General features: G+C 48.6%; 16 protein-coding genes and 1 pseudogene. 11 read left to right on the forward strand and 6 right to left on the reverse strand.

Features of this window, described 5'->3' with window-relative positions; all coding sequences use genetic code 11:
* Positions 1-42 precede the first annotated feature (42 nt).
* From AC5I6P_RS03755 to hetZ, 3 genes are all read right to left on the reverse strand, one after another.
* The gene (locus tag AC5I6P_RS03755; protein WP_495692420.1) at positions 43-2301 is read right to left on the reverse strand and encodes a transglutaminase TgpA family protein; all 2259 of its coding nucleotides are present in this window, start codon (positions 2299-2301) and stop codon (positions 43-45) included.
* A gap of 106 nt (positions 2302-2407) precedes the next feature.
* Positions 2408-3400, reverse strand: coding sequence for a PatU (locus tag AC5I6P_RS03760; RefSeq protein WP_495692421.1), 993 nt, complete (start codon positions 3398-3400; stop codon positions 2408-2410).
* Positions 3401-3413: 13 nt separating this feature from the next.
* Complete coding sequence (hetZ, locus tag AC5I6P_RS03765) at positions 3414-4556, reverse strand: heterocyst differentiation protein HetZ (protein ID WP_495692422.1); 1143 nt, start codon at positions 4554-4556, stop codon at positions 3414-3416.
* A 96-nt stretch (positions 4557-4652) separates the two neighbouring features.
* On the opposite strand from hetZ, the gene AC5I6P_RS03770 reads away from it, so the two are divergent.
* The 8 genes and pseudogenes from AC5I6P_RS03770 to rpsN all read left to right on the forward strand — a co-directional run bounded on the left by AC5I6P_RS03770 (position 4653) and on the right by rpsN (position 11773).
* The gene (locus tag AC5I6P_RS03770) at positions 4653-5177 is read left to right on the forward strand and encodes a hypothetical protein (protein ID WP_495692423.1); all 525 of its coding nucleotides are present in this window, start codon (positions 4653-4655) and stop codon (positions 5175-5177) included.
* Positions 5178-5764: 587 nt separating this feature from the next.
* A pseudogene (locus AC5I6P_RS03775) lies at positions 5765-6052 on the forward strand (DUF1830 domain-containing protein).
* A 177-nt stretch (positions 6053-6229) separates the two neighbouring features.
* Positions 6230-7297: a 3-deoxy-7-phosphoheptulonate synthase gene (locus AC5I6P_RS03780; protein ID WP_495692424.1), complete on the forward strand. Its 1068-nt coding sequence runs from the start codon at positions 6230-6232 to the stop codon at positions 7295-7297.
* Between the two features lie 234 nt (positions 7298-7531).
* Positions 7532-8143, forward strand: coding sequence for a glutathione binding-like protein (locus AC5I6P_RS03785; protein WP_495692425.1), 612 nt, complete (start codon positions 7532-7534; stop codon positions 8141-8143).
* A 46-nt stretch (positions 8144-8189) separates the two neighbouring features.
* Entirely contained in the window at positions 8190-9512 is a 1323-nt protein-coding gene (gene serS / locus AC5I6P_RS03790; protein WP_495692426.1) for a serine--tRNA ligase, read from the forward strand.
* Between the two features lie 90 nt (positions 9513-9602).
* Positions 9603-10721 carry an RIP metalloprotease RseP gene (gene rseP, locus AC5I6P_RS03795; RefSeq protein ID WP_495692427.1) on the forward strand — a complete coding sequence of 373 codons (1119 nt, stop codon included), beginning with the start codon at positions 9603-9605 and terminating at the stop codon, positions 10719-10721.
* Entirely contained in the window at positions 10718-11407 is a 690-nt protein-coding gene (nth, locus tag AC5I6P_RS03800; protein ID WP_495692428.1) for an endonuclease III, read from the forward strand. Before rseP ends, nth begins: the two co-directional genes overlap by 4 nt.
* 63 nt (positions 11408-11470) lie before the next feature.
* A complete protein-coding gene (gene rpsN, locus AC5I6P_RS03805; protein ID WP_495692429.1) occupies positions 11471-11773 on the forward strand; it encodes a 30S ribosomal protein S14 in 303 nt (100 codons plus the stop codon).
* Positions 11774-11839: 66 nt separating this feature from the next.
* Here rpsN and AC5I6P_RS03810 read toward each other — a convergent pair whose 3' ends face one another.
* On the reverse strand, positions 11840-12169 hold the full coding sequence (locus AC5I6P_RS03810) for a DUF8822 family protein (protein WP_495692430.1): 330 nt from the start codon (positions 12167-12169) through the stop codon (positions 11840-11842).
* Here AC5I6P_RS03810 and aat point away from each other — a divergent pair.
* Complete coding sequence (aat, locus tag AC5I6P_RS03815) at positions 12151-12834, forward strand: leucyl/phenylalanyl-tRNA--protein transferase (RefSeq protein ID WP_495692431.1); 684 nt, start codon at positions 12151-12153, stop codon at positions 12832-12834. The genes AC5I6P_RS03810 and aat overlap by 19 nt on opposite strands.
* Positions 12835-12845: 11 nt before the next feature.
* Here the strand turns inward: aat and AC5I6P_RS03820 are convergent, their stop codons facing one another.
* The gene (locus tag AC5I6P_RS03820; RefSeq protein WP_495692432.1) at positions 12846-13688 is read right to left on the reverse strand and encodes a DUF3598 family protein; all 843 of its coding nucleotides are present in this window, start codon (positions 13686-13688) and stop codon (positions 12846-12848) included.
* Between the two features lie 6 nt (positions 13689-13694).
* Positions 13695-14597 (reverse strand): cell division protein FtsX, encoded by a 903-nt coding sequence (locus AC5I6P_RS03825; RefSeq protein ID WP_495692433.1) that lies wholly within the window; start codon positions 14595-14597, stop codon positions 13695-13697.
* Between the two features lie 165 nt (positions 14598-14762).
* Between AC5I6P_RS03825 and def the strand changes: the two genes are divergently transcribed.
* Together def and AC5I6P_RS03835 are read left to right on the forward strand one after the other, a co-directional pair.
* Entirely contained in the window at positions 14763-15326 is a 564-nt protein-coding gene (def, locus tag AC5I6P_RS03830; RefSeq protein WP_495692434.1) for a peptide deformylase, read from the forward strand.
* A 2-nt stretch (positions 15327-15328) separates the two neighbouring features.
* The gene (locus tag AC5I6P_RS03835) at positions 15329-15532 is read left to right on the forward strand and encodes a hypothetical protein (RefSeq protein ID WP_495692435.1); all 204 of its coding nucleotides are present in this window, start codon (positions 15329-15331) and stop codon (positions 15530-15532) included.
* Positions 15533-16188 lie beyond the last annotated feature (656 nt).

Here is a 16188-nt window from a genome sequence, read left to right on the forward strand (position 1 = left end):
ACCGCTTATTCTAGGCAAAACTGATTGTTTTAAACCTCTAGATTATTTTGCCTGACCTGATTTCCGCATTTCTCGCCATCTCTGCTCAAGGTTTTGCAGATTTGGATTTTGTCCTCCATATCGCCAACCTACATAAGCATTAGAAATCTCCTGGATTGTTTGAGCGCGTTCTTTAGAATGCAATTGGTGAGACTGCTGAGCGTACTCTAGAGGTGTCTGCGCCGGATGCTTGCGGAATCCTTGTGTAGCTTGCCAATTGAGCATGTCCTGATACAGGCTCTCCATCGGAGGCAATTTCTTTAGCCAACGACGATAGCGCCATTTTCGCCAACCTTGCCAAATTAGCCAGCCGAAGAATCCGAAACACGTTGCCAAAAGTAAGCCCATCAAGAGTCCTGTCCAACCTCTTGAGAAGAGACTGATGAGCCACGCGATTGGCTGCAGCACGATCGACTGAATCGCACCCGCAATTCCCGCCATAATCCATGCCAACACTGCTGCAATCGGGGACGGCAACCAGCCTGCAACCCATTTCCAAAAGTGCTGCAACACCGTGAACGTTTGGTCATCCTCAATGGATGGTGGAATCAATTCATGTCCCGGAATCGGATCGATCGCAAACCAGCCAAATTTTGGAATATTAATTTCCGTCATTGCATAAGCATCAGTGTTGCGCACCTCATACAATCCTGTAAATGGATTAAATCGTCCGGGCGCAAATCCGACTACCAATCGGCAAGGAATGCCAATTGATCGCAGCATGACTGTTAGCGTTGTCGAAAAGTGATCTGGATATCCACCTTTGAACTTCATTAAGAACGCTTCTGTCAGATCCTCATCTTTCTCTAGAAGGGGTATATCTAACTGAACTGTGTAATTTTGCTTTAAGTATTGTCCTAGAAATAGCGATTTATCATACGTTGAGATTAGTGGCTGAGATGATGTTGCTAAAATTTCTTCTGTGCGTTGACGAATCTTGGTTTTATTCCCTAAAGGAAGTTGTAAATAAATGCTATTCTTCGGCGTTTCTAAATTTGTTGAGCCTTTTTGCAACAGTGTGACATCTCGATATGGCACTTCTGAAACGACAGAATAGGTCAGCCCTTCACTGAGGGGAACGGGCGATCGCAGTCCGCCTTCTAGATCAAGCCCCACTTCTGAGGTCGGAAAATAAAGTTCCTTCGGCTGTGACAGCGCTGGAATCAGGTTCGGCAACTCAGAAACGATCGTATAGGTCTGAACAATAGGCTTCGTTTTGCTTAACGTTATGGTGTGAGGTAAATAGAACTGATACAACCACGCAGGGCGCTTGAGTGTTTTGGTTTGAGCATTGCGCGATACTTCCCACCCTTGCCCTGTGTAGCGATCAAACGCCATGACCCGCCAGAACCCTTCCGCCTGCGATCTCACCCGCATCACTACTTGAGGCTTTAGTTTGCCGCGCCGATTTTGATTAATCTTGTCTCCAAATCCATAGTAAAACTGCTCATCAAACTGATTGGAATCCCCCTTTTCTGCCTGTCCTCCAACGCCTGCGCCTTGTCCCGCTTTTCCGCCGCGAACATATCCTGGATTCGTCACTCGCTGATTGTCAAATTTGTCAGGTAATTGAATCTGAGCGCTCACGGGCAGCGATCGCAGTTGATACCCCGAAAAGCGTGGCATCACGGCAAAGATGATCAGTCCTAGTAGCAGCGTCACCAGAAAGATTTTCGCTAGAGCCGGAACATTAAATTTTCGCAGGATCGACTGCTCTGCTTTCGCGCTGCTGAGTCCTAGACGCGAGCGATAGTCCAGCATCAGAACGGGAAGCGCGATCGCTAGAAAGACAAGCAGCATCACTCCAAACATCATCGTTTGACTTAGGGTACTCGCCACCCCCAGCAGCACTAATCCAATGATCATCGAATAGCCTAGATCTTTGCGGCGCGGCAAATCAAAACTGTGTAGAACCTGGATCTGAATCAAAAATTCGGCCAAAATCAGCCGCGTATCATTCAGTTGCCCAGTGCTGAGCAATCGCGAGAAAAACGCGGCTAGGACTCCTAGCATGGCGATCGCTAATACAAACTTCGTCGGAATATTTCGCGTATGACGACAATACCAACTCCACGTCGCCCCCGCCATACTCAGCGGAATTGCCCAAACAGAAATGTGGGTCTCTGCAGCAATATCCGTTGCCAAGATTCCCACACTTACAAGGCTCTGCGTCAACACCCGAAACAGAATCGAGTCTTCGGGTGTTGACGCAGGCAACGGTTTTAGTCTTGATTGAAGCGAATGCCACCAGTGCTGGGTCATGGGTGCGGGGTAGGGGGAAAATCAAAATTCATAGTACCCCTTTCGTCAAAGAGGCAATCTAGAATGCAGAACTTGATACGACTTTTTCCCCCAATTCCCTAATCTCCTAGCCCTCACTCACCGGATGAATGGCAAACACCAGCAAATCCTGTTCCCCTAAACGCACTTCCAAAGGATAGGTCCGATCGGGAACAAAATCGCGAATTTCTAAGCTCAGGCAACCCGCGTTGTCCCGGTCTGCCAGCGATCGAAATTCCTCACCTTGAAACTGGAGACTACCCCCACAAGGAAGCTCAGCATCCACTCGTAACCGCACCGTACCTCCGCCAAAGTGATAGTGCGATCGCAGCGAAAACGCTCCCAGTTCAGTCAGCCATTCTCGCTCTTGCTGAGGCTGTTTAGGCGACACCGTAAAGGTCAACGTATGCATGATTTCTCGCGCCGCCAGCAGCGATAGAGCCATCTGCTGAGTATCGATCGCCTCTTCGTAATGATCAGGAAACTCAATTCCCGCTCTAGCCGCAAGGTCTTGCAGCCCTGCCACCGAAGAACGAGCGGGGGAAACCATAACATACCCCGCAACATCGTTCAGCAGTTGCGCCTGTCCTGGGAACAGCGTATCAACCGCTTTCACGAGTTTTGCTCCTTCCCGGAGCGATGATGTGACGATTGCCTGACACCGAGTCAGCAGTTCGGTTAGAATGCTTTCTGGCATCGGCACAGGTAACTGTAAATTGCGTAGTTGTGTCATCCACACTGAAGTCGCTGCAAAGACAGGGCTAGTGGCTCTAGCACTGACAGCCTCAGCATCATAATCCGTAATCTCTTTCTCCCAAGGAAAAAGAGGCGGCTTACGCTGAGCCTCAACTTGAAGCCGACGTTTCAGCAGCGCATGAAAACGATCTTGCACAGCAGGTATCTCTCCCGGTTTAAGTAAAAAGTCCTCTTGAAAGAGGCTGGGTGGAGCCTGGTTAGACTCCCTCACCAACGAATCGCGACTCGACTCTACTGGATTGGACTGAGGATAGTATCCTGCAAGTCCAAGAGTTTGCAGCAGATCTAAAAGGATTTGCTTTTTAGCTTCAAAATCGCGATCCATTTGTGATAACACCCTATTCATCAAGAGATTCACTTCCTCCGGAATCTTGGTGATTACGAATTTCCCAAGCTTGTTCCAGAAGTTTAAACCATTGTTTCTGAACTTGATTGACCGTGCAACCGATTTGCTGCGCGATCGCGCTTTCAGGGGTCTGCTGCTGCTTTAAGCTCAACAGCTTCGTCTGTTGTGGCGTCAGTCGAGCCTGAAGACTCTGCCACTGCCGGTGAGATAACCCCAAATTACGCTCTAAGTCTACCTCTAACCACTGATGCACCAACTCCCACTGGTGAGAGAAGGAGAAGCGAATGAGATGGTACTTAAATCGCTGTTGTAAGTAATCCCGTTGGCGGGCTGTCAGCCCCAAAATCTCTTCAATTTCGTTAGCAGGTAGGTCTTGCAGCCGCAGCGTAAAGTAATCGATACAATCGTGCTGCTTGCGGTCTTCTAGGTAAGCAATGAGCTCTTTAACGACGCTATGACGTAACGTATCTTCTGCCAATTCAGGTTCTTGTGCAACCATCTGCTCTCGGACTTGCTGCATCGACGCAACACTCCAAGAACTATCTGAGTCAGACATTGCCCCTTCTGCTGCCTGCTCAAAATCGACCAGAGCATCACTCGGCTGCTGCTGGGAGAACGTCTGCGCCCTCAAGATGATGAGCTGCTGATTGCGGTGTCCTGGCAAGGGAATGCGACGCTTCCCATACCGCTCTGTAAACGCCATATATTCGGCCAACTCCAGCACCGACTGCGGACTGTACGTTGGCGGTAGCTGCGACTCGCGCCGAAAGGCATTGAGCGCTTCCATATAAAAGCTTTGTAGAAAATCCTCAATCAGCGTTAACCGGGCTTGATAGCTCGATTGGCTTTGCGGCGGCGTAATGTAGCGGTAGACCACAGCACTTAAATTACTGTGAAGCTCAACCCGCCCCCGCCGAGAACCGAGTTTATAGTAGTGCAAACATTGCTGAAGCCGATGCCGTGCCAGAGTTGTCGCCCACGTTTGGACTTCGCCCGACGCTTGAATGCGCTTGCTCTCAGAACAAATGCGGACTACCTCCTGAGCCAACCGATCTGCAACTTCACGGCAATTTGGCTCGGATGCCTTTGTTGCCTGTTGGAGTTCGGTAACTAGAAGTTGAAAGATTGAGTCCACGCTCTGGCAGATTTCCCCCACGATGTCTAATGTCTTGCAAATCAATGGAATTGCTCTCATTACTAGCAGGAACATTTTTGTGATCTGTCGATCACAATGGTGGTAGAAGAAACCCCTGATTATTCACTGGATGCTGGAATGAATTTAGACCAACAACTTCAAGACCTGATCGATCATGCGCCGCAAGATGGCTCAACTCCACAAATTATGGAGCGAGTTGCGCCCGCGATTAAAACTGTGGCTGGACGCTTAAGACATCCTCAGTACTACGTGGTGCAGACGCTCGATCAAAGCTGGGTGATGCTAACCCTCGCTAATCGTACCCAAACTGGTCGTGAGAAAAACGTGATTTACGCCTTCCCGACGCTCAAGGATGTGGCAGCGAGTCCTTACGATTTCTCTGATCCCAGCCTCATTGCTTTACCCGTTCCAGTGACACATATCTTGTTTCAAATGTTGGCGATGGAGCAAACACATAGCACCATCTTTTTTGAAACACCAGGAAATGTGACGATTGGTACGGAGATTGAACGGGCTGACATAGAGAAGTTGATTCAAGAAAACTGGCGAGATCAGATAGATGCGGACTCTCAATACAATATTCCAAGTGATATTGCTTAAGAGACTTTACGGATTGAATTAAACACAAACTTCATCAAAGGGGAACTGTAAATTTTGAATACTTGCAGTCAGTGTTGCTTGATGTTCCTAGATTTGCAGTTCTACCTTAAACGATGAAAGTTGCATGAGCGTCAACCGTTAAACTACGAATTCCCTTCGATTGTACCTGCTCTCCTCTTCGTAAAAGTTCCGGACGGAAATCGAAACAGAATTATTAAATTCAAGGCTCTCTATTTCACCAAATCTTTATATGGCTAAACCCATCCTAGTACTCTGAATTCCAGCACTATATCGCCAGCACCGGATTCTGAAATCGCTGAACTGAGCTTAGTAAATGGCAGAGCAAGATGTACATTTAATTGCTGACTAACGCTAGGCATTTAACCGGAACTGTAGAAATTCAACAGTTTGGATCTAATACGTGTTCGTAGTTTTTCACATCATTTGCATTTATATTTTGCATTTATATTTATATGCTTCAGAAGTATACTCTCGCGTTATGAAGCAATTATATTTTTACTGAGACAGTCAGTGTTAAGATTAATAAGGTTTATAAGATTTTTCGATTTAGTATCAAAACTTTAAAAATGGTTGATTCATTATCGGCGGAGTTTAGCTTAATTTTGTGCTGCTACGCCAACACAAGTCCGCGTGTGCAAATTATTCGGATTGCAGATGTCTCAGATTTTTATTTAGAACGAGTCATTTTTCCGAGTTAGCGTCTTCTGTTTGAAGTGCCTTCTAATGCTTCTTTGGAGGTGCATACGGGACGGTTTATCGGTGCGATCGCATCAGATACGATCGTATGTGAGACTCTAAAGGTGAAGCAACCTGAGCCTCTTGAAGCGGTTCCTCCAGAGTTGCGCTCTATGTAATCACTTAGAGTAATCACTTAGACAAGTTAGGCGTATTAGAGATTTATCACGATGCGTGCAACAGCATTCTAGAGTCTCTAGAACCAAAGACAGGAGCACTCACTGTTAGAATAATGCAGGCAGGTTTATCCTCCGCTCGGCTTGCGTGAGCGACTTCTGTATTGAGTAATTCTACCCATGCGTAAAACGTCCGACCTACATGTTGTGGAAACCAAGCGGCTGATGGCTCCCACAGCATTAAAAGCAGAAATTCCAATGACAGAGACTGCCGCTTCACTTGTGGCTCAGACGCGCGATCGCATTCGTCGCATTCTTCGACAAGAGGACGATCGCTTACTCGTTGTGGTTGGACCTTGCTCAATTCATGATGTTAAGGCAGCTTACGAATACGCTGAAAAATTAGCACCCGTTCGTCAGGCGCTTTCTGACAAATTGGAAATCGTGATGCGCGTGTATTTTGAGAAACCGCGCACAACCATGGGTTGGAAAGGGCTAATTAACGATCCCCATCTAGATGAAAGCTACGACATCAACACGGGGCTGCGTTTAGCGCGTAGATTACTGCTTGACTTGGCGCAATTAGGGATTCCGAGCGCCACCGAGCTACTCGATCCAATTATTCCTCAATATTTAGCGGATTTGATTTCATGGAGTGCGATCGGCGCTCGAACAACTGAAAGTCAGACTCATCGTGAGATGGCCTCCGGTCTTTCAATGCCAGTGGGCTTCAAAAACAGCACTGACGGCAATCTTCTGACGGCTGTTCACGCAGTTATGGCAGCCAGTTGTCCTCACCGTTTTCTGGGCATTAATACAGAAGGAATGGCAAGTATTGTCGCCACGACGGGCAATCCTGACTGCCATGTTATTCTACGCGGGGGCAAGAATGGGCCTAATTACAATGCCGCTGCGCTTGAGAAGGCCGTTGCTGAGTTAGTTCAGCAAAATGTTGTGTCGCGGGTGATGGTTGATTGTAGTCACGGCAACAGCAGCAAGGATTATCGGCGTCAATCCACTGTGCTGAAGGATTTAGTAGAACAGCTAAAAGCCGGGTCACGGCACTGCATGGGGGTCATGATCGAAAGTCATCTCGTTGCAGGTAGCCAATCTGTCCCTGATGACTTAGATCAACTAACCTATGGACAAAGCATCACTGATGCTTGTGTTGATTTCTCGACAACGCTTGACATGCTGCATATGCTCGCCGATGCGGTCGAGTGTAGAAGCGCAGAAGTCTTGTGCTAATCGGGCTTGTGTTAGCTAGTCTGAAATGATCCGCTCAGTCCTAATCTTTTTTTGTAGTTTACTGAGAATGGTCTAAAGGGCGGATCATTGGAGTACATCTCTTGAAGCTGTTAGTTTGACTGGCGACACAATTCTCTAAAGCAACCGCTTTGAAAGAAGACAGCCTTTGGGAATGCAGCCTCGCTTGAAAAACAACGCTATGCTACTAGCAACAGTGAATTCAAGAGGGAACTCATGATTGATCTCTATACTTTCACTACTCCAAATGGCCGTAAAGCATCGATCATGCTGGAAGAAGTTGGTGTGCCTTACCAAGTCCATGTGATTGATATTACTAAAGGTGATCAGTTTAGCGAAGAGTTTGTTGCGATCAATCCTAATAGTAAGATTCCGGCGATCGTCGATCACGATACCAAGATCACCGTGTTTGAATCTGGAGCAATCCTGCTGTATTTAGCAGAGAAAACCGGAGCGTTGATGCTGACAGATCAGGTAGGCCGCTATCAAGTTCTGGAGTGGCTGATGCTTCAGATGGGAAGTGTAGGACCGATGTTTGGGCAACTCAATCATTTCAAAAAATTTGCGCCAGAAAAGATCCCTTATGCCATTGAGCGCTACGAGAAAGAAACTCTAAGACTGTATGGTGTCTTAGATGGACAACTAGCAAAGCATGAGTATCTTGCCGGGGAGTACACGATCGCAGACATCGCTACGTTTCCGTGGGTTGCTACTTATGAGTTTCAAGGATTGACGCTGGACAAGCATCCCAATCTGAAGCGCTGGTTTGAGGCGATCAACCAACGCCCTGCTGTCCAGAAAGGCATGAATGTTCCAGAACGAAAGTAGACCGCTTATCGACTACAACTGTAAGCTGTGCAAGGTATCCTGATTGATGAGCAATCATGCTCGATCACCTATCAGACCTTGGGATACCTCTGTGCTTGACCTGAAGCTAATTCGCGAAAATCCAGACCTTGTTCAAGAAAAGCTCAACCGTCGCGGTGGTGGCTATGATGTTAGCGCGATCGCAGCCCTTGACCAGCAACGGCGTGACTTAGAAGCCGCGCGATCGCGGCTGCAAGCTCGCAGTAACGAAATTGGAAAACTCGTTGGGCAGAAGATCAAGGCAGGATCTGATCCAAAAGGCGAAGAGATTCAAGCTCTGCGCGACGAAGGAACGCAGATCAAAACAGAACTCGCTGACTTAGAGCCAACGGAGAAAGAGATCGACGCTCAAATCAAAGATCTAGTGTTGGCGCTGCCCAACCTGCCGAGTGACTCAACTCCAATCGGCAAAGATGAAACTGAGAATGTGGAAGTGCGGCGGTGGGGGGATGAATATAAGCCGACGATCAAGGTGTTACCTCACTATGAAATTGCCGAACAACTAGGAATTCTCAACAGCGAACGAGGTACAAAGGTCGCTCAGACTCGATTTGTCGTCTTGATGGGTGCGGGCGCTGCTTTAGAGCGGGCCTTGATTCAGTTCATGTTGGATCAGCAGATTGCGGCTGGTTATCTGGAAGTGTTGCCTCCTCTGTTAGTGAATACGCGATCGCTGAGCGCCACGGGTCAACTCCCTAAATTTGCAGAGGAAAGTTTTAAGTGCGCGGATGACGATTTGTGGCTGATTCCGACTGCTGAAGTTCCAGTAACAAATCTGTATCGCGATGAAATTATTCCCGCCGATCAGTTACCCATTCATCATTGTTCTTACACGCCTTGCTTTCGACGGGAAGCGGGAAGCTACGGACGAGATACTCGCGGTTTAATTCGACTGCACCAATTTAATAAAGTGGAGTTGGTCAAACTGGTGGCTCCTGAAACCTCCCAGCAGGAGCATGAAGCATTAGTGCAGAATGCGGAAGCGATTCTACAAGCTTTGAAACTTCCCTATCGCACGATCGAACTATGTACGGGAGATTTAGGGTTCGGAGCGGCCAAGTGCTATGACCTCGAAGTGTGGCTTCCAGCTTCAGAAGCTTATCGCGAGATTTCAAGCTGCTCGAACTTTATGGATTTTCAAGCTCGTCGCGGCAACATTCGGTTCAAAGAAGCTGGACAGAAAGGAACCCAGTTTGTCCATACCTTGAACGGATCAGGGTTAGCGATCGGTCGAACCATGGCAGCAGTATTGGAGAACTATCAGCAAGCAGATGGCACAGTCCGGGTTCCAGAAGTGCTGCGATCGTACTTGGGTCGCGACCTTCTGTGACCGAACTCTGTCTAGGTGAAGTTTCTTAACACTCCTGCTCACGCTCTAGAATAGAAGAATGTTGTCAACACGGCGTTCAGGTCTTTGCCTATGTCAGTTCTGGCGGTTATTCTTCTTCTAGCGGTTCTCATCTTTGTTCATGAGTTGGGTCACTTTCTGGCAGCTCGGCTTCAAGGCATCTATGCGAATCGGTTCTCCCTTGGCTTTGGCCCCATTGTTTGGAAATACCAAGGGTCGCAAACTGAATACGCGCTTCGGGCTTTACCGCTCGGAGGGTTTGTCGGATTTCCCGATGACGATCCAGACAGCGAAATTCCGCCGAACGATCCAAATTTATTAAAAAATCGTCCGGTATTAGATCGGGCGATCGTCATCAGCGCAGGCGTGATTGCCAATCTTCTGTTCGCTTACCTCGTCTTGGTTGCCCAAATGGGATTTGTTGGACTACCCAGCATTCAATACAATCCTGGCGCACTCATTCCGAAGGTGGTTTCTCAAGAAACGGCTGCACAAGCAGGCATTCGAGATGGTGATGTGATAGTCGCCATCAATGGACAGCCGATCCCATTCACGAAGCCCGAAACTTCAACCTTAGAAATCTCAACCGAAGCCACCTCAGCCCTGAGAGAAGCGATCGAGTCTCGTCCGGGTCAACCCCTGAATTTGACGATTCAGCGCAAGAGCGAACGGGTCAATGTTACGGTGACGCCTAAAGACGATGCGGGCAAAGGCAGAATTGGAATTCAGCTTCAACCTAACATCAAGCCTCAACCGGACGGCAAACTCGCCTACTACAAGCGCTCTACGAATGTCCTGCAAATTTTTAGCTGGGCAGGCGAGGAATTTCAGCAAAACGTGGTGCGGACGGTACAAGGGTTCGGTCAACTGATTAGTAATTTCAGTAAAACCGCCGACCAAGTTGCAGGCCCTGTTGCGATCGTGGCGACCGGAGCCAAAATTGCTGAATCGGATGCCGCAAGTTTATTCAACTTTGCGTCGTTGATCAGCATCAACCTGGCTATCATCAACATCCTTCCTTTGCCCGCGCTCGATGGCGGACAGCTTGCCTTCTTACTGGTAGAAGGAGTGCGTGGCAAGCCATTGCCCAACCGCATTCAGGAAAGTGTAATGCAAACGGGCTTAGTGCTGCTACTGGGATTAGGCGTTTTTCTGATCATCCGAGATACTGTCAATTTAATTCCGCAGTGAGCATTACTCGAAACGTCTCTGCTAAAAAACAGCGTGCATTAGAGGTTCTGATTCGTCTGAAACGGCTCTATCCAGAGGCTCCTTGTACGCTCGATTACGAAACGCCGGTGCAGTTGATGGTCGCCACGATTCTGTCGGCTCAATGCACCGATGCGCGAGTTAATATGGTCACTCCTGCCTTGTTTCGTCGATTCCCGGATGCGGCGGCATTTGCAGGAGCCGACCTTTCAGAGTTAGAAGAATTGGTGCGATCGACCGGGTTTTACCGTAACAAGGCAAAAAATATTCAAGCGGCTTGCCGCCTGATTGTAGAGCGCTTTGGGGGTGAAGTGCCTCGGACGATGGAAGAGTTACTTCAACTTCCAGGCGTGGCCCGAAAAACGGCAAATGTCGTTTCGGCTCATGCGTTCGGCGTCAATTTGGGAGTCACCGTTGATACTCACGTCAAGCGCCTCGCCTATCGCTTGGGCTTCACCAAAAACACCGAGCCAGTGAAGATCGAGCGAGATTTGATGAAACTGATTCCGCAGCCTGACTGGGAGAATTGGTCAATTCGACTGATTTATCATGGTCGCGCCGTGTGCGACGCGCGGAAGCCAGAGTGCGATCGCTGTGAGCTTGCCGATCTCTGTCCCTCCGCCTTCTTAGCTGCCAACCCTGCAAAAAAGGTTGCTGCCAAGTCGTAATTGCATTGGATTATTGAGTACAATCAGAAACAGTGTCTTTAGAAGAAGGTTCAAGATTAAGTCATGGCTAAGAAAAGCATGATTGAGCGCGAGAAAAAGCGCAAGAAAACTGTCGAAAAGTATGCTGAGAAGCGCAGCGAACTGAAAAGTCAGTTTGAAGCGGCAACGTCGCAGTCTGAAAAGCTAGAAATCCATCGCCAAATTCAGCAGCTTCCCCGCAACAGTGCCAGAGTGCGTGTGCGGAATCGCTGTTGGATCACGGGTCGTCCGAGAGGCGTATATCGCGATTTTGGGCTGTCTCGCCACTGCCTTCGCGAAATGGCTCACCAAGGACTGCTTCCTGGCGTTGTCAAGGCAAGCTGGTAACTTGTGTTCAGGTTTAAGGGGCAGTCATGAATAACCTTAAACCTCAACGCTTTCTTAATATAAAAACTATTGTCCGCAGCATCGATCGATTCCTAAGCTGTCAAGCAGAAGATCGCTGACTGCGTTGGCAACTGCAAATTCGCTATAGAAGCTTTGGGAAAAATCAAACGCCTGCATCTCGGCGATGATCGCCATGACCAAGGCTCCCAAATCATTTTCTCCCTCCATTCTCTGTCTTACAAAGATTTGCGCGGCACGGTAGGCGATGACTTGATTAATAATTTCTGGTAAAAATTCTGTATCGAGCCACTGCTGGAGCTTTTGTTGTAGCCACTCCCCTTCACGCTTGGGGTGTTGGGCAGGCGGTAAGGTAATGGATGGAATGGGTTCAACCATACGAGGCTCCCGTTTCTGAACACGGCTATCTAGACTATAACGCTCCCCCTTTGCTCCGTTCATTAAAAATCATCTCGGTTCCGCCCATGCGAATTGATGTGCCATCCATTATTGAGGGGTATGTACAAGGGTATTTCCTGATGGCAGATGAATCAGGAGATGATTTGGCATGGTATACCAGTCGCGATCGCACGCTGATTCCGCTTGATGATCGGTTTCGCTACCCGCGATCGCTACAACGCATTCTTAACCAAAATCGATTTTCGGTCGCGATCAATCGAGACTTTCAGGCCGTGGTAGAAGGATGCGCCGATCGCGAGACGACCTGGATTTCATCTGAATTAAAGAGCATTTACTGGATGTTGTACGAGGAAGGATGGGCGTACAGTTTTGAGACTTGGCAAGGCGATGAACTAGCGGGGGGGATTTTGGGTCTTGCGATTCGAGGAGCATTCATTGGCGAGTCAATGTTTTACCGGATTCCAGATGGATCTAAGGTGGCAATGGTAAAACTAGTGGAGCATTTGAGGGTGAGGCAGTTTGTCCTGTTCGATGCTCAGATGATGAACCCGCACTTAGAGCGATTTGGAGCGTTTCCAATCGGGGGACGGGGATACAAGGATTTGTTGCGGCAGGCACTAGAGCGAGACTGCGCGATCCTGTAGGGATGTGCCCTTTACTGTTTGTGTTCTGTCACCAACGTTAAACTCGTCCATTCTCCTTTACTGTCATAGCTACGAACGATCCGTTGGCGCAGGTTCAATCGCAGCAACCAGCCCAGTTCTAAAACAAATGGCTGACCGGGTTTGATTTGCAACGGACAGTTACACGACGCCCCATCCGGCAAGAGCAAAATTTGAATCGGCGTTGTGCTTTGATCGAATAACAGCGTTGAACCTTTGATTGCAGCAGTGGATGCGATGGTATGTCCTGCGTCTCCCTCTCCAAACCGGAGTTTCTGCTTTAAGCGATCGCCCTCACGTTGAATGGTTAGCGCTGTTGAGTAGGAATCGGGCGATCGCCAGTCGGGATACAGCGTCACCGCTTCACCTTGCCACTCTCCGATCAAATCATCGACGGTTAGTGGAGGACGTTCAGGAGCATTGGTTCCAGCCCGTTGTTCGCAAATCAGGGTTAATGTGTGGAGGGCTTGATTCTCGAAAAGCTGAACAAGTCTGAGGCGACGATTCGCTCCGCGAAGCTCTGAAGGATCGATTTCCATCAATCCAAATTCGCAACCAAATTTTCCAAATGGGCTAAGCTGCATCGACCCAAGCGAGAACGCTCCAGTCTCAAAAAATAGCGCATCGCGACCGAACGAGCCGCGCAAGTCAAGTTCAATATCTTGATGGTTTGGCGAATCTCGGTGGAGGGTGAAATGAACCTGTTGAGGTTGCGTTTGCTCAATGATTACAACAGAAGGGATATCCTCCAATGCCTCACCTTGCCGTGAAAGGCTCGTGAATGAACCGTGCCATTCTCCAACATTTTGTAGAAAGCATTCCCACTGAGACTTCATAGGCGATTAAGTTTTTGCGAAACGGCGTACCGCAAACAGACTGCCCATTAATCCTACCGAAGCTCCGAAGCTCAGCAAAATTGTCGGAAGGAGGATGACCTCCATGGGTTTAAGTGGAGCGTTGTGCGTGAGAAATTGCAAAAAGTCGGCTTGCTCGGATAGAAGATGCGCGATCGCCCGTTGTACCCCGTAAATCAATCCCCCGGCGATCGTGGCTCCTACAACGCCAAATGTGATGCCTTGCAGCACAAACGGTAGATAAATCCAGCCCCGTGTGGCTCCCACCAGTTGCATCACTTCAATTTCGCGACGACGGGCCAACACAATCAGTCGAATCGTCGTGCTGATCACGGCGATCGCCGTTATGGTTAGCATCCCCGTGATCATCAAACTGACCGAGTTAAATCCTTGATTAAGTTGGGCAATTCGTTGTACCGCTTCATCCACATAGCGAACGTCTTCAACGCCTTGTAGCTGTTTAAGCGTTTGAGCGAGAGCCGGCACTTGCTCAGATGATTTTGCTTTGACTTTCAATTCGTCAACTAAAGGATTTCCCTCCAGCTGGTTGGTTGCATCTTTGAGGCTCGACAAACCCAGTTCTTTTACTAAATGGCTCCATGCTTCCTCTTTTGAAGTTCCTTCTACAGCCGCCACCGAAGGCAGCTTCTCGACGACCGGCTTGAGCATGTCTACCGAAACGCCCGTTTCTAGATAAGCCGAAACTTCTAACTGGCTGCCAAACTGGTTCAGCAAGCCTTCTAGCTGCCATGATGCTTGCAAACTCACGCCAAACAGAAACAGCAGAACTGTTACCGTACTGATGGCTGCCCAATTCATCCAGCCGCCCCGCCTTAAGCCGAGCATCGTTTCTCGCAGCAAATAATCAAGCTTTGTAAAAAATCGCAGCATTAAAATTTCCTCCCCCGTTGCGCTCTCCCTTTTAACACACATTTTTCTGAACCAAACCCTAGATTCCCAATCCGAAAACCGCACTCCGACCTGCCATAAATTGGATAAGATAGAACCAAGGCGGAATCGATCCGACCTTTGGCATTCAATGCGGGTGAACTGTCCATGCCTTCTGAAGTTTTAGTTGAGAAAAAAAAGTTAGCAAAGCCGCCCCTAGAGTTGCATCATCTCGGCGATCGCGTTTTGCGTCAGCCTGCCAAGCGGGTCGCGAAGGTGGATGACGAAATTCGGCAAATTGTCCGCCAAATGCTGCAAACTATGTATTCCGAAGATGGGATCGGGTTAGCTGCACCGCAGGTGGCAATCAATAAGCAAATTGTGGTGATTGATATTGATCCTGAGAATCCTGAGCATCAGCCGCTCGTGTTGATCAATCCAACCGTGAAGTCGTTTGGTAGCGAGATTGTTGCGTCTCAGGAAGGCTGTCTCAGTATTCCGGGCGTCTATTTAGACGTGCAGCGTCCTGAAGCGATTGAAGTTTCATTTAAAGATGAGCAGGGACGCCCCCGAACGATTAAGGCGACGGGCTTATTATCCCGTGCGATTCAGCATGAGATCGATCACCTCAACGGGGTGCTGTTTGTCGATCGCGTGAATAATCAATTGGCGCTGACGCAAGAATTGAAGAAGCGCGGATTCTCAACTCAAGCTGTGAAGCCGGTGGCGTAACTATGATCATGACTCCCAAAAGCGGCATTTTTCTTGCCGGGTCTTGTGTCGCTGCGATCGCAGCAGTTGGCAGCATTTTTGAGCTTTCCTCTGGCACTCCAGATTTGGGTGTTCTGAATACCGGAATTATCTTGGGGCTGAGCGCTCCAGCTTGTGTCGTTTGTTTTCTCTCGGCTGTGTCGGATGCGAGAAAACATAATTCGTAATTTAGCCTGACGATAGAACGTTGAAGAGACGCTAGATGATTGATCTGGCGTCTCTTTGTCGATGGGAGTTCGACATCAATAGGGAGGGAGTTCGACGAGTTGTTTCGCTTCGTTGACAGCAGCTTTTGCCCCCTAAATCTCCCATTCTGGGGGACTTTGAAGTGGGAGGTTTGGCTTGAAGTTGCCCAATTTTGGAGGATTTAGGAGCTTCCCGAATTCATAATTGGAGCGAACTACTTCTGTCGAACTAAGATCTTTTTAAGGTTGAACACAGCTATTCCCTAAGCGGCTCTCGACTAGCTTAGTTTAGTTTGGACTAGCAGGCTTCGAGTGTTACTCAACAGGATGTCATGAAAAACTTGCTCAACCGTTGATAGCAGTTGAAGCCAATGCATGGACGTTGCTATTCTCAAACCTAAGCTGCTGTTGAGGCTGAAGGTGTAGAGGATTACTCGGATTTTCTGCGTTTAGAGACTCGTTTTTTAACCGTCGGATAGCGAGGAGGCGGAGATGGCTTTTCTCCTTTCGCCCGTCCTGGGGATTTACCTCACTGTTTGGGTGGAGGAGCAGGTGTGCCAATTGCGGCAAGAATGCTGGCAAAACGACTTGGCAAGTTACTGCGATAGAAAAAACGGTCGCGAGAGGAGATCGCGAGT

The sequence above is a fragment of the Myxacorys sp. genome (genome assembly GCF_059501405.1).

Bases quoted from the DNA above. Each gene is read 5' to 3' on its own strand.
- rpsN (WP_495692429.1), top strand. From the start codon at position 11,471: ATGGCTAAGAAAAGCATGATTGAGCGCGAGAAAAAGCGCAAGAAAACT.
- AC5I6P_RS03760 (WP_495692421.1), bottom strand. From the start codon at position 3,400: ATGGATCGCGATTTTGAAGCTAAAAAGCAAATCCTTTTAGATCTGCTG.
- AC5I6P_RS03810 (WP_495692430.1), bottom strand. From the start codon at position 12,169: ATGGTTGAACCCATTCCATCCATTACCTTACCGCCTGCCCAACACCCC.
- AC5I6P_RS03825 (WP_495692433.1), bottom strand. From the start codon at position 14,597: ATGCTGCGATTTTTTACAAAGCTTGATTATTTGCTGCGAGAAACGATG.
- AC5I6P_RS03835 (WP_495692435.1), top strand. From the start codon at position 15,329: ATGATCATGACTCCCAAAAGCGGCATTTTTCTTGCCGGGTCTTGTGTC.
- aat (WP_495692431.1), top strand. From the start codon at position 12,151: ATGGAATGGGTTCAACCATACGAGGCTCCCGTTTCTGAACACGGCTAT.
- AC5I6P_RS03755 (WP_495692420.1), bottom strand. From the start codon at position 2,301: ATGACCCAGCACTGGTGGCATTCGCTTCAATCAAGACTAAAACCGTTG.
- rseP (WP_495692427.1), top strand. From the start codon at position 9,603: ATGTCAGTTCTGGCGGTTATTCTTCTTCTAGCGGTTCTCATCTTTGTT.
- AC5I6P_RS03770 (WP_495692423.1), top strand. From the start codon at position 4,653: ATGGTGGTAGAAGAAACCCCTGATTATTCACTGGATGCTGGAATGAAT.
- def (WP_495692434.1), top strand. From the start codon at position 14,763: ATGCCTTCTGAAGTTTTAGTTGAGAAAAAAAAGTTAGCAAAGCCGCCC.
- AC5I6P_RS03785 (WP_495692425.1), top strand. From the start codon at position 7,532: ATGATTGATCTCTATACTTTCACTACTCCAAATGGCCGTAAAGCATCG.
- serS (WP_495692426.1), top strand. From the start codon at position 8,190: ATGAGCAATCATGCTCGATCACCTATCAGACCTTGGGATACCTCTGTG.
- AC5I6P_RS03780 (WP_495692424.1), top strand. From the start codon at position 6,230: ATGCGTAAAACGTCCGACCTACATGTTGTGGAAACCAAGCGGCTGATG.
- AC5I6P_RS03820 (WP_495692432.1), bottom strand. From the start codon at position 13,688: ATGAAGTCTCAGTGGGAATGCTTTCTACAAAATGTTGGAGAATGGCAC.